This window comes from Gelidibacter sp. (genome assembly GCF_039916245.1).
Taxonomy (GTDB): domain Bacteria; phylum Bacteroidota; class Bacteroidia; order Flavobacteriales; family Flavobacteriaceae; genus Gelidibacter.
The window spans coordinates 1-13,247 of record NZ_JBDSLS010000175.1; the positions used below are offsets into that span (position 1 = coordinate 1).

Here is a 13,247-nt window from a genome sequence, read left to right on the forward strand (position 1 = left end):
TCGTGAAAAATAAGACGAACGCTTAAATCAGAACTATAACCAATATAATATCGCGATAACTTTTCCGAATATAATATATAGCAGCAATGATTCATAAAGTGAATATAAACAAAAAGCCGCTACTTACGTAACGGCTTTGTTTGCTGCTCCTTCCCGATAGTAATTGGGGCAAGCAATGGGCTCGAACCAATCACGAAAGCTTTTGGCACTCTGATTAAATCCAAAACCCACCAAAAACAAAAAAGCCGCTACTTACGTAACGGCTTTGTTTGCTCCTCTTCTTGGGCTCGAACCAAGGACCCTCTGATTAACAGTCAGATGCTCTAACCAACTGAGCTAAAGAGGAAGGTTAATTTATATATTTTTAAGCTTTTCTGATCATTCAGAAATTTGCTTTTGTTTTTCTTTTAAAGAACGTTTTCCGATGCTCTTTTGGAGAGCTAAAGGACAAGGCCTAATACCTTATTTTGAGGTTGCAAATATAGTATGTTTTTTCAATTGAACAAAACTATTTTGAAATATTTTTAATCCATTATTGCTTTAAAGATATCATTGCCATTGGCGAACAATACTAACATAATGAGAATCACGAATCCAACTACCTGAGCGCCCTCTAAAAATTTTTCTGAAGGTTTGCGTCCTGAGATCATTTCGTACAATAAAAACATCACGTGACCACCATCCAATGCCGGAATTGGCAACAAATTCAGAACTCCCAACATGATTGAAAGGAATGCTGTAATGGCCCAAAAGTGTTCCCAGCTCCAAGAAGAAGGGAAAATATCAAAAATAGCCTTAAACCCACCAACACCTTTGTAAGCACCAGTACTCGGACTGAAAATTAATTTTAATTGCGTGAAATAGCCTGTGATTTGACCGGTAAACTTATCGTAACCCACTCCAAAGCTTTCGCCAAGCGTATATTCCTTTTTAACAATATCAAAATAGCCCAGTTCAGAGAACTTATTTATACTACCACCAGCATAAATTCCAAGCTTACCATTATCATCCACTTGAAGATCGATAACTTCTGAGTTGCCATCTCTTAAAATCTCAGCTTTTACCGAGTGACCTTTTAAAGATTTTAACACATCTCCAAATTGATCAAAATAAGGCACTGGTTGTCCGTTTATTGATTTTATAACATCATCTTTCTGTAAATCCGCTGATTTATTTAAAGAAGAATCTGGAACGACTCCCACTACAAAAGGCATTCTTAATTCAAATAGCCTTCTATCTTTACTAGTGGATAATTGTCCTAAGAAATCCTCAGGCAAGGCGATGACCTGTTCAGTTCCATCGCGTTCAATGGTTATGTTTTCAGCACCAATGATATTACTTCGAACATCCGATTCATTTACAATAGTAGTATTACCAACTTTAACGATTTTATCTCCAGTTTTAAACCCTAAATCGGTTAACAACGGATTTTCGATTAAATACCCATCCTTTATACTTTTAGAAGCAATATCCGTGTCGCCATATCCGAAAGACATGAATACGTAAATGAAATAGGCCAAAACAAAATTGACCGTGACCCCACCCAACATGATAATCAAACGCTGCCATGTAGGTTTGGAACGAAACTCCCAAGGCTGTGGCGGTTGTGCCATTTGCTCCTTGTCCATGCTTTCGTCAATCATTCCGGCTATTTTCACGTAACCACCAAGCGGCAACCAACCAATACCATAAACGGTATCGCCGATTTTTTTCTTAAACAAGCTATATTTGACATCGAAAAACAGGTAGAATTTCTCCACTCGCGTTCCAAATAATTTTGCCGGAATAAAATGCCCTAACTCGTGAAGCACGATTAATAGGGACAAACTCAATAAAAATTGAGAAATTTTAATTACAAACTCCATTGATCTCTTTTCAAAAAAAATTATAAGGCACAAAAGTAGTCTTTTAACCCCATTCAGAAAACTAAACCTTTTCGATTCACTGGTTTTTTAACAACGATTTATTAATGTCTTCCGCATTGGCTTGAAGTTCTGTAAAAAACAGGTGGTGATTCCGATACATTTGGGATTATCATTTGGATACAATCGAAATACTGAACAAGTTAATGATCACTATTACAAATTGGAATATAATCAGCAATTCTGACGATTGGTCTTTTGCGTGTGAAATTACAAAACGCAGGGTGGAGAGCGCAATGTTAACCCTGTATTACCCGTAATTTTAGCATTAAAAACAGCTGTTTGAAGCTTATCTGTCGTATTTTTGCACGCAAATCACACGAAACGTACTCAAAACCCATAAAAATGCGCGAATTTTTTAAGCAATATAAATTCTTCGGAATCGCCCTATTCATCTTTTCGGCGATCGTTATTTCAATCATGATTAATATCCTGACCCCGAAAAAAGTGCTTCCCATTTATCAACCATCCATGGTGAATTTTGAAATGGTGGACAGCACGGTTCAGTACCAAAGTAAATATCATAAGATTGCCGATTTTAGTCTGACAAATCAAAATGGTGAGACGATTACTCAAGATGATTACGCGGATAAGATTTATGTGGCGGATTTCTTTTTTACAACCTGCCAAACCATCTGTCCTATTATGACCGATCATATGGTTCAAATTCAAAAAGCAATTGCTAAGGATGATGACGTGATGCTCCTCTCCTATTCTGTAACCCCACAAATTGATGATGTGGCACAGTTAAAAAAATATGCTCTTGAAAAAGGTGTGGACGATAACAAATGGAACTTAGTTACAGGCGATAAAAAAGCCATCTACGAATTGGCTAGAAAAAGTTATTTAGCAGTCAAAGAAGACGGCAATGGCGATCAATACGATATGATTCATACTGAAAACTTTATGCTGATTGACAAAAAACAACAAATCCGAGGTTATTATGACGGCACTCAACCTGATGATATTGAACGGTTGTTGGAAGATATTAAGGTGTTGAAGAAACACGGGTAGAAATCTCTCGCAGAGGCGCAGAGTTTTGAGGTGTGCAAATGCAGAAAACAAATTGAAACTGTAATTGAAACTGAATTTGAACCTGAAATTGAAGTTGAAGTTGAAATCGAAACCGCTCTTCCGTCCGTAGCATCAGCGAAGGCCCGAAATTGAAGCAATGACCACAGCTGCGACTGTGACCGCGACTGTGACTGCGCGACTGAATATTCAACAAACAATTGGTATTGATTAAAGCCCAAAACAACAGAAACTCGAAACAATAGAAACTTGAAACCCTAATTCCGTCCGTAGCCTCAGCGAAGGCGCGAAATTGCAGCAATGACCACAACTGCGACTGCGATTGCGACCGTGACTGCAACTGCGACTTTGACTGCGACTTTGACTGTGACTTTGACTGAATATTCAACAAACAATTATTGATTAAAGCCCAAAACAACAGAAATTCGAAACAACAGAAACTTGAAACCCTAATTCCGTCCGTAGCCTTAGCAAATGCGGGAAATTGCGGCAATGACCACAGCTGCGACTGCGACTGCGACTGAGACTGCAACTGAGACTGAGACTGAGACTGAGACTGAGACTGAGACTGAGACCGAGACCGAGACTGAGACTGAGACTGAGACTGAGACTGAATATTTAACAAACAATTGGTATTGATTAAAATTCAAAACTCTTGAACCTAAAACTTTTTTCGCTTACTTTTGCTTCTTTAAAATCAATCTAAATAAGCTTGCAAGCAACCGTCGCAGATTTAAAAAAAGGGCAACGCGGTATTATTACTGACGTTTCATCCATTTACATCCCATTAAAACTACTCGAAATGGGCTGTTTACCTGGCAATTATGTGGAACTTGTTCAAGTCGCCTATTTCTCAGATCCCATGTACCTCAACATCAATGGCACTCATTTGGCGATCAGAAAAGAAACTGCGCTTCACATTTTAATAGAGATTTTATAAATGAGCAAACAAATAAATGTTGCCTTAATAGGAAATCCTAACACAGGTAAAACCTCTGTTTTTAATGCGCTTACCGGATTGAACCAAAAAGTAGGAAACTACCCAGGAATTACCGTTGAAAAAAAGGAAGGTCTCTGCAAACTCCCTCGTGGCGTAAAAGCACATATTCTTGATTTACCAGGAACGTACAGTCTGAACGCCTCTTCTTTGGATGAGAATGTGGTCATCGAATTGCTTTTAAATAAAAACGACAAAGATTTCCCAGATGTTGCCGTGGTCGTCAGTGATGTTGAAAACCTAAAACGCAACTTACTGCTTTTTACACAAATCAAAGATTTAGAAATCCCTGCAATTTTGGTCATCAATATGGCCGACAGAATGCAATACAAGGGCATTTCTTTGGACATTCCGCATTTGGAAGAACGTCTAAACACCAAAATCGCCTTGGTCAGCACCAGAAAAAATAATGGAATTGTTGAATTAAAAGAATTGATTTCTAATTATAGGGATTTGTCAACAAAACCTTGCATGAACGCTTCTGAAATTGACAAGGACTATTTTGACAATTTGCGTGAAGCTTTCCCAAATCAGTTATTGTACAAACTTTGGTTGGTCATTACCCAAGATGTGAATTTTGGCAAAACCGAAAGAAATGAAATTGAAGATGTCGCTAATTTCAAGACCAAATCCAAAGCCGATTTAAAGCGTCTCCAGCAAAAAGAGACTATTAAACGTTATCAGTTTATAAACGACACCCTTAAGCAGGGACAAACCATCGATTTGAGCACCGCCAAGGATTTACGCATTAAACTGGATCGTGTTTTAACCCATAAAGTTTGGGGCTACGTGATTTTCTTTGTCATATTATTGACCATTTTTCAAGCGATCTACGATTGGTCCAACGTCCCCATGGACTTAATTGATGCCGGATTTGCATGGCTCAGCGAATGGACCAAAAACGCCTTACCTCCAGGTGTTTTTACGAACTTATTAGCTGAGGGAATTATCCCCGGATTGGGAGGCATTGTGATTTTCATCCCTCAAATCGCCTTTTTATTCTTATTTATTTCCGTGCTTGAAGAAAGCGGCTATATGAGTCGCGTCGTCTTTTTGATGGATAGAGGCATGCGCCGATTTGGATTGAGTGGAAAAAGTGTCGTCCCTTTAATTTCAGGAACTGCCTGCGCCATCCCCGCAATTATGGCAACACGAAATATTGAAAATTGGAAGGAGCGTTTAATTACGATTTTAGTAACACCATTTACCACCTGTTCAGCCAGATTGCCCGTGTATTTGATCATCATTGCCTTGGTTATCCCTGACGGTCGCTTTTTAGGATTGGGCTACCAAGCCATGACCCTAATGCTGTTATACTTGATCGGTTTTGGAGCCGCTTTGGGATCAGCAATGATTTTAAACAAGATTCTTAAAATTAAAAGCAAAACCTTCTTTGTAGTTGAAATGCCCAATTATAAGCTGCCACTGCTTAAAAATGTGGTTTTGACGGTAATAGAAAAAACAAAAGCCTTCGTTTTTGGTGCTGGAAAAATCATACTGGCAATTTCCATCGTGCTTTGGTTTTTGGCATCCTACGGCCCTGGCGAGAATTTCAATAAAGCAGAAGAGATGGTCAACACTGAATTTGCCGACCAAAACTTGACGCAACAAGAACTGAATGAACACATCGCTTCCTATAAATTAGAACATTCTTACCTTGGTATTACCGGCCATGCCATTGAACCTGCCATTAGACCTTTAGGTTATGATTGGAAAATTGGAATTGCCCTTGTCAGCTCTTTTGCTGCCCGTGAAGTATTTGTAGGCACCTTGGCAACGATTTACAGCGTGGGAAGTGATGACGAAGAAACCATAAAAAACAGGATGGCTGGCGAGCTCAACCCCATGTTGGGAGGCCCGTTATTCACGTTCGCTTCAGGAATTTCATTGTTGCTATTTTACGCCTTTGCCATGCAGTGCATGAGCACTTTAGCCATTGTACAACGTGAAACAAATACTTGGAAATGGCCTGTACTTCAGCTTGTAATTATGACCGCTTTTGCGTATATTATAGCATTGATTGCCTTTCAGGTTTTGAAGTAGTTGGAGGACGGATGACCGATGACGGAGGGCGCAGAACCGTAATGCATTCGGTTAGACGACAGATTAATGAAAGTTCATAGGTAGAAATAAAAACCAAAATAAATTAGGGAAAACCAGCAAGATCAGCGTCATCAGCGTTCTATAATAAAACTGATAAATAATCGCTGATTACAATCGGAAGAGAGTGAATAAAAAAATAGTTTTGGCAATGAATGATTTAACTAACAACGGTCAACACTAATCAGGGACGCTCAGGATGACCTATAAAAAAGCTATTTCACAAAGTTGCACAAAGAAGCACGAAGTTTCACAAAGATTTTTACCTAAATAGCTACTAGCTCGACTATCGGTAGCTTTATCAAAGATAAAAAAACTATAGACTGAGGACTGCTGCCAACTGCCTGCCCGTCCGTAGCTTTAGCGAAGGAGGGAAGACTGCTGGCCCATCCGTAGCTTTAGTGAAGACGAGAGGACCGATAAAAACAATTTAAAATGAACGAGATCATTCAAACCATATTAACCTTTCTAGCCTTAGGACTTGCCTTAAGTTTCTTGATCAAGAAATTCTTTTGGAAAAAACGAAAATCGAAAAAGGCATTTGGAAATCATCATGATTGTGATAATTGCCATTAAAGTCAATGTATTCAGAAGTTAACCTTCGTACACGAAAATACATTTTGATTGGCAATTTTTAGTAAATTTGAGAAAAGAAAATCAAAATGGATATCAAAACCTCAAAAATAGAGCTTGTAAAAATAATTTTGAATATCAATAACGATAACTTCATAAAGAAGGTAACAGACTTTATTAATAACGAAAAAGCTGATTTTTGGAATGAATTAACTTTTTCAGAACAAGCTGAAATCAAAAAAGGAATCAGCCAACTTGAGAAGGGCGAAAGAACTTCTTACAAAGAGGTGCTTAAAAACATTTCTTAATGGTAGTTTTTCTATCTTAAATAGCTAAATCCAGACTCAAAAAATTACGGAGTATTCCCGCTCACATAACACTATCGAAATCTAGGTGTTTTAATCGCATAACCATAAAGCCTTATCTAATTATTCTTAAAAACAGTTCTAACTTGTTGACTAATTAGTTAACTTTATAGAGTGGTAAGAAAATTAATTGCATATCGTGAATACTTCATGGACTTTTTAAGAGCTCAAGAAGATAACGTCCAAGAAAAAATACTATATGTAATAGACCTAGTTCGATTTGAGCGTCAGGTTTCAAAAAATTCTTTAAGGCTCTTGAAAACACCGACGGAATTTATGAAGTTAGAGTTATCACAACCTTTAAGAGTATTCGAATTTTATGCTTTTTTGACGATGGTAACTTAGTAGTTCTGACCAATTGCTTTTAAAAGAAAACTCAAAAGACACCGAGAAAGGAAATAAAACTTGCGGAAAAATTAAAAAAAGAATATTTAGAAGAAAACAAACATTTGAAATGAAAAATATAATTGACTTCGAAGACATATTAAAAGAAAAATACGGCGAGAAAGGCAGTGAGAAACGTGACAAATACGATGCGGAGTCTTTGGCCTTCCGTCTTGGCGTAATGTTAAAACAAGCGAGAAAAGAAGCTAACTTAACCCAAGAGGAACTTGCCGAAAGAACAGGAACGAATAAAAGCTATATTTCGCGCATTGAACGTGGTCTGAGCGACATTCAAGTTTCAACCTATTATAAGCTAATTGAAGTAGGTCTTGGGAAGAATCTTAACATCAGTATTGCTTAATGTAATTCTTTAAAAACGAAAGAGGCCATTTTTTCAAATAGCCTCTTTTTTATTTAATGCTCCGTATTTCTAGATATGTGACCACAATGATTTCATTTACGATAAATTTATCTCACAACAATTAGAACAGTACATTAATTATACTTCCTAAACCAAGCCAAAATATGGGCCGTCTTACTGATCAAATTGCTTGGTCTTTGGACAATATTATGATAGGCATCAGGGATTTCCACCAAAACCGTTTCTACCTTTCTAAGCTTTAAAGCGTGATACAACTGCTTGGCCTCACTTGGTGGCGTTCTTAAATCATTCATGCCGACCATAACCATCGTTGGTGTTTCGATGTTTCCGACCAGTGATAGCGGCGAGAATTTCCAATAGGTTTCAAAATTCTCCCAAGGCTGTCCTTCATAACGCGAATTCGCATAGCCAAAATAATTATCGGCCACCAAAGTTTTACTGATCCAATTGACGACTGGCTTGACCACAGCAGCCGCTTTGAAACGGTGGTTTTTACCAATCATCCAGGTGGTCATGATGCCTCCTGCACTTCCTCCTGTTACAAATAATCTGTCGTTATCAGCGATTCCCTTTTCAACCAAATAATCCACGCCATCCATCACATCGTTATAATCCTGTCCCGGATAATTGTTCTTTAACAAATTGCCAAATTCTTCGCCATAACTCGTACTGCCACGAGGATTTGGATAAAAAACCACATAACCGTCTGCAGCGAACAACTGGATTTCTGCCGTAAAGCGGTCGCCATAATTTAAAATCGGACCACCATGATTTTCAACCAATAATGGATATTTTTTTGAAGCGTCATAAAACGGCGGCTTCACAATCCAACCTTGAATGTCTCTACCATCAAAAGTGGATTTGTACCAAACTTCTTCTGTTTGACCTAATTCACGATAATCGAGCACGTCCGCATTTAAATTGGTAATTAAGGTCGCTTTCTTTTTGTTTTCAACCACGGCCAATTCCGCAGGATATTCCGGTCGTGATTGGGTATAGACCAAAGTACCATTTTGAGATACTGAATACGAACCCGAAGCGTAAGGCCTTCCAATAGTGGTGCCGCCCACATTATCGGCCAATTTCGTGATTTTTCCAGAGGTAGTCATATGTCCTACTTTGGTATTACCATGAATATCGTACAAGAAATAAAGACCTTTACCACTCGCATCCCAAGTGATATCAGAAACACTGCCGTCAAAATCTGATGAAATGATGCGTTTATTGCTTCCATCGGCATTCATCAGCTGCAACACCGTATTTTGATGATCTTGCGATCTATCTTCATAACCTAAATAGGCAATCGTTTTTCCGTCAGGAGATCCTTGTGGCGAATGATCAGGACCATCTTGTGAAGTCAATGCCGTGATCTGTTTGGTATCAACATTTACTTTATAAACTTCGCTGTTTCTAAATCGGTATTCCCAATCATCAACGCGATTTCCTGAAACATAAATATCCTTTCCATTGGGACTAAACGACAATCCTGAACGGTGGTTGTAATTACCACTTGTTAATTGTCGTGCCGTGCCACCATCTGCAGGAATTACAAAAACATGCGTAAATCCAGGCTCCATATACCCGCTGCCATCGGCTTCATGTTTTAATCGGTCGGTAATTCTTGCTGGTTCCGCCCATTTAGCGCCTTTTGGTTTTTCAGGCATTTTAATCACAACTGGTGGTTTTTCTGAAACAAACATGGTAAAAGCAATCGATTTTCCATCAGGCGACCAGGTTAATGAACTTGGCGATTTTTCTAATTGAGAAAGTCTTGCAATTTGTCCAGTGGCGATCCAATACATATAAATTTCTGAGCCTTCGTCTGTCGTGCTTGAAAACACAATACGATCGCCCGTTGGCGACCAAACAGCTTGTGATTCGCTCACTTCTCTCGACGTCAATTTACGGTGCGATGTGCCATCGGCGTTGATGATCCAAAGGTTCCCGATCGCATTATCCTTCATGATATCAAACCCATTTCGTTTGTAAACAATCTGTTTACCATCAGGCGAAATTTGTGGGTCGGTTGCCCATTCCAAGGCGAAGACATCCATAGGTTGAAACGGCAGTTTTTGTGTTTGTGCAGTTACAAATTGAAACGTAAAAACACAAATTAGCAGGGAATAAAAACGATACATGAACAGTTGATTTAAATTAAAACGCTCAAGTTACTCATTTTAATTGTCATCAGTTCATAAACTGAACGCGCCAAACTTGGCTATTGAGAAGATAAATTGATATTAAATAGCGCTCACAAATAAATTTTTTGCGACATGTTCTGAGACTACCAATTCGACCTCGTTAAATTTTATTTTCATCGAATTATCGAAAGGTTCTTTATGAAGAATTTCAATGACAGTGCCCAAACTAATCTTATTGCCATCTAAATATTTTAGAAAATCACTGGAACTGTCATCCACACCAACACAAACATACGTCATCCCTACTTGAGCATTGGTCAAACTAGTTTTATCCACTTTTTCAAAATGGCCATGCTTATCCGGAATCGGATCGCCATGCGGATCTGTTTTTGGAAAACCTAAAAACTCGTCGAGCTTATCGGTCAACTTTTCTGATTTAATATGTTCTAATTGTTCGGCCACATCGTGCACCTCATCCCATGAAAAGTTGAGTTTTTCCAACAAAAAGACTTCCCAAAGACGATGTTTCCGCACCACTTTGACAGCGTAGGCATGACCTGCCTCTGAAAGCGTGACGCCTTGATAAGGAATATATGAAATCATATTTTTCTCTGCCAACTTCTTGATCATATCAGTAGCAGAAGAGGCTTTGGTTTGCATTTCTTCGGCTAGCGCATTAGTCGATACACCATTGGTAGATTGATTTTCTAAATGATAAATGGCTTTGAGATAATTTTCTTCAGCGAGCGTCATACAAATAAATATTATTTACAAATTATTGATGTCCGATTAACTTGCAGTACTTCGAGTGACCTTCAATAAATATAGGATTTTAAAGCTTTGCTCAACTATGCACTTCTTTTATTCTTTATTACAAACGCTTATAAAAAACGCGCATTTGCGTGAACCTTAAGTTTTAAACCCAATGCTTTCAGTGTTTTACGACACAAGTCTATATTCTATGTTCTGTCAACGCAGTGGTCTTGATTCTTCTATCAGACAATAGTGTTTACAAATATAATTTTTTTTTAGACAAAAAGTTTCTTTGGCTTTGGCTAAGCATTTAATTCGAGTAATGAAAATAGATGCGATTCAATTCGGAAAATGAATCACATGCGGCTTAAGCACTGCGCTTTAAAACAACTAAAACACGATTTACGTCCTGTAATAAAACAAACATTAAAATTAATTTAGGCTTATCTAAATATATATTTAACTTTGCATGAAAATTAATTACAATGAGACTAATAATACTGCTATTTCTTTCTTCTTTTATTTCACAAGCACAACAAACTTATGAGATAAAGGGCGTTGTTACTTTTGATAACGAAACGCTTCCATTTGCAAACGTATATTTGGAAAAAACCATACAAGGCACGACTTCCGATGATAACGGCAAATATCTCATCAGCAACGTTGCACCAGGAACTTATCAAATAGTGGCCTCTTTTACAGGTTTTAACACCGTCAAAAAAGAAATCAAAATCACAAATAAAAATATTTCTGTAAACTTTAATTTAGAAGGTGGCGAGTCCTTAAATGAAATCACCATTACAGGCACCCTAAAAGCCGTGACACGATTAGAAAGTCCGGTGCCCGTTGAAGTTTACACCTCAACGTTCCTCAAGAAAAATCCAACATCAAATATCTTTGAAGCCCTTCAAAATGTGAATGGCGTCCGTCCGCAAATTAATTGTAACGTCTGTAATACTGGAGATATTCATATTAATGGCTTAGAAGGTCCTTACACTTTGGTGCTTATCGATGGGATGCCTATTGTTAGCGGACTATCAACGGTATATGGTCTTTCAGGGATTCCAAACTCCTTAATAGAACAAGTGGAAATAGTTAAAGGTCCAGCCTCTTCTTTATATGGAAGTGAAGCTGTTGGTGGCTTAATAAACGTAATTACAAAATTACCTGAAAACGCTCCCCTATTTTTCGCGGATACTTTTGTGACGGGTTGGGGCGAATTAAATCTCGATGCCGGATTTAAAACCAAGGTGGGTAAAAAGGCCAATTTGCTATTTGGTGCGAATTATTTCAACTACAGCAATCCCATTGATAATAACAACGATAATTTCACAGATCTCACCCTACAGGACCGCATTTCCATTTTTCAGAAATGGAGTTTTGAACGTGAAAACAACAGACAGCTTTCCATTGCCGCCAGATATTTCTATGAAGACCGTTGGGGTGGAGAAATGCAGTGGAATTCAAAATACCGCGGTGGCGACGAAGTTTATGGCGAAAGTGTTTATACCTCGAGATATGAAGTCTTGGGAAATTACCAACTGCCTATTGAAGAACATGTGAATTTCCAATTCTCATACGCCGATCACGATCAAAACTCAGCCTATGGCGACACCTTTTATTTAGCGCAACAACGCATTGCTTTTGGTCAATTTATTTGGGATAAAGAGTTGCAAAATCACGACCTTTTGTTCGGTACAGCTTTACGCTACAACTATTATGATGACAATACTCCGGCCACATTACGCGCTGATGAAGTGACCATCCCTTCTATTTTTGTCCAAGATGAAATAACCCTTGATGCGAAACAAAAATTATTAGTAGGAATGCGTTACGATTACGATGCCCGTCACGGAAATATTTTTACACCACGTTTAGCTTACAGATTTAAGCCTACCGATAGCGACATTATCCGTTTAAATGCCGGAACAGGATTTAGAGTGGTTAATTTATTTACCGAAGAACATGCCGCCATTACCGGCGCGAGAGATGTTATCGTTACAGAAGAACTAAACCCGGAACAATCCTATAACGTCACTTTAAACTATTTGAAAAAACTCTACACAAAGGGTGGCATGCAATTTACCTTTGATACCTCTGCTTGGTATACCTATTTCACAAATGCCATAATTCCTGATTATGATACCAATCCCAACCAAATTATCTATTCCAATCTTGATGGTTATTCTGTTTCAAGAGGTTTCAGTTTTAGTGTGGATGCCGTTTTTGCAAGTGGAATTCGTGGCTCGATTGGCGCAACCATTCAAGATGTCTCACAAACCAACGATGGCGAAAACATCAAACAGATGCTCACCGAACAATATTCAGGTGTATGGTCGCTTTCGTATAAAAACTATCCCACCAATATCACGGTAGATTATACTGGGAATTTATTTGGCCCGATGCGATTGCCACTTATAAGCGATTTAGACCCAAGAAAAGAATACTCACCAGTTTGGAGCATTCAAAATATTCAATTTACCTACGATGGCTTTAAAAACATCGATATCTATGCTGGTGTAAAAAACTTACTCAATTGGACGCCAAACAAAGGCAATCCATTTATTATATCCCGAGCAAACGATCCCTTTGATAAGG

General features: G+C 38.2%; 12 protein-coding genes and 1 tRNA gene. 8 read left to right on the forward strand and 5 right to left on the reverse strand.

All coding sequences use genetic code 11. From position 1 onward, the window contains the following. From ABIQ28_RS09455 to rseP, 3 genes are all read right to left on the reverse strand, one after another. Nucleotides 1-95 (reverse strand): GIY-YIG nuclease family protein (locus ABIQ28_RS09455; protein ID WP_348036652.1); only part of this gene is annotated, 95 nt, incomplete at its 3' end. Nucleotides 96-272: 177 nt separating this feature from the next. After that, nucleotides 273-346, reverse strand: a tRNA-Asn gene (locus tag ABIQ28_RS09460). Nucleotides 347-524: 178 nt separating this feature from the next. Further along, nucleotides 525-1,865, reverse strand: a complete 1,341-nt coding sequence (gene rseP, locus ABIQ28_RS09465) for an RIP metalloprotease RseP (RefSeq protein WP_348036642.1) — start codon at nt 1,863-1,865, stop codon at nt 525-527. Nucleotides 1,866-2,267: 402 nt separating this feature from the next. On the opposite strand from rseP, the gene ABIQ28_RS09470 reads away from it, so the two are divergent. From ABIQ28_RS09470 to ABIQ28_RS09500, 7 genes are all read left to right on the forward strand, one after another. Further along, nucleotides 2,268-2,936 carry an SCO family protein gene (locus tag ABIQ28_RS09470; protein ID WP_348036643.1) on the forward strand — a complete coding sequence of 223 codons (669 nt, stop codon included), beginning with the start codon at nt 2,268-2,270 and terminating at the stop codon, nt 2,934-2,936. A 730-nt stretch (nt 2,937-3,666) separates the two neighbouring features. Beyond that, a complete protein-coding gene (locus tag ABIQ28_RS09475; RefSeq protein WP_348036644.1) occupies nt 3,667-3,894 on the forward strand; it encodes a FeoA family protein in 228 nt (75 codons plus the stop codon). Further along, entirely contained in the window at nt 3,895-5,994 is a 2,100-nt protein-coding gene (feoB, locus tag ABIQ28_RS09480) for a ferrous iron transport protein B (RefSeq protein WP_348036645.1), read from the forward strand. Between the two features lie 492 nt (nt 5,995-6,486). Further along, nucleotides 6,487-6,627 carry a FeoB-associated Cys-rich membrane protein gene (locus tag ABIQ28_RS09485; protein WP_348036646.1) on the forward strand — a complete coding sequence of 47 codons (141 nt, stop codon included), beginning with the start codon at nt 6,487-6,489 and terminating at the stop codon, nt 6,625-6,627. An 86-nt stretch (nt 6,628-6,713) separates the two neighbouring features. Beyond that, nucleotides 6,714-6,932, forward strand: a complete 219-nt coding sequence (locus ABIQ28_RS09490; RefSeq protein WP_348036647.1) for a hypothetical protein — start codon at nt 6,714-6,716, stop codon at nt 6,930-6,932. 347 nt (nt 6,933-7,279) lie between these two features. After that, nucleotides 7,280-7,357 (forward strand): hypothetical protein, encoded by a 78-nt coding sequence (locus ABIQ28_RS09495; RefSeq protein WP_348036653.1) that lies wholly within the window; start codon nt 7,280-7,282, stop codon nt 7,355-7,357. Next, a complete protein-coding gene (locus ABIQ28_RS09500) occupies nt 7,348-7,734 on the forward strand; it encodes a helix-turn-helix transcriptional regulator (RefSeq protein ID WP_348036648.1) in 387 nt (128 codons plus the stop codon). Before ABIQ28_RS09495 ends, ABIQ28_RS09500 begins: the two co-directional genes overlap by 10 nt. Nucleotides 7,735-7,868: 134 nt before the next feature. On the opposite strand, the gene ABIQ28_RS09505 is transcribed toward ABIQ28_RS09500, so the two are convergent. Further along, on the reverse strand, nt 7,869-9,893 hold the full coding sequence (locus ABIQ28_RS09505; protein ID WP_348036649.1) for a S9 family peptidase: 2,025 nt from the start codon (nt 9,891-9,893) through the stop codon (nt 7,869-7,871). A gap of 102 nt (nt 9,894-9,995) precedes the next feature. Continuing rightward, nucleotides 9,996-10,649, reverse strand: coding sequence for a metal-dependent transcriptional regulator (locus ABIQ28_RS09510; protein ID WP_348036650.1), 654 nt, complete (start codon nt 10,647-10,649; stop codon nt 9,996-9,998). A 485-nt stretch (nt 10,650-11,134) separates the two neighbouring features. Between ABIQ28_RS09510 and ABIQ28_RS09515 the strand changes: the two genes are divergently transcribed. Continuing rightward, a partial coding sequence (locus tag ABIQ28_RS09515) for a TonB-dependent receptor (protein WP_348036651.1) occupies nt 11,135-13,247 on the forward strand: 2,113 nt, incomplete at its 3' end.

What these genes read in the sequence shown, in the direction of transcription:
- rseP (WP_348036642.1), bottom strand. Translation starts at nt 1,865, where the DNA reads ATGGAGTTTGTAATTAAAATTTCTCAATTTTTATTGAGTTTGTCCCTA.
- ABIQ28_RS09470 (WP_348036643.1), top strand. Translation starts at nt 2,268, where the DNA reads ATGCGCGAATTTTTTAAGCAATATAAATTCTTCGGAATCGCCCTATTC.
- feoB (WP_348036645.1), top strand. Translation starts at nt 3,895, where the DNA reads ATGAGCAAACAAATAAATGTTGCCTTAATAGGAAATCCTAACACAGGT.
- ABIQ28_RS09485 (WP_348036646.1), top strand. Translation starts at nt 6,487, where the DNA reads ATGAACGAGATCATTCAAACCATATTAACCTTTCTAGCCTTAGGACTT.
- ABIQ28_RS09490 (WP_348036647.1), top strand. Translation starts at nt 6,714, where the DNA reads ATGGATATCAAAACCTCAAAAATAGAGCTTGTAAAAATAATTTTGAAT.
- ABIQ28_RS09505 (WP_348036649.1), bottom strand. Translation starts at nt 9,893, where the DNA reads ATGTATCGTTTTTATTCCCTGCTAATTTGTGTTTTTACGTTTCAATTT.
- ABIQ28_RS09510 (WP_348036650.1), bottom strand. Translation starts at nt 10,649, where the DNA reads ATGACGCTCGCTGAAGAAAATTATCTCAAAGCCATTTATCATTTAGAA.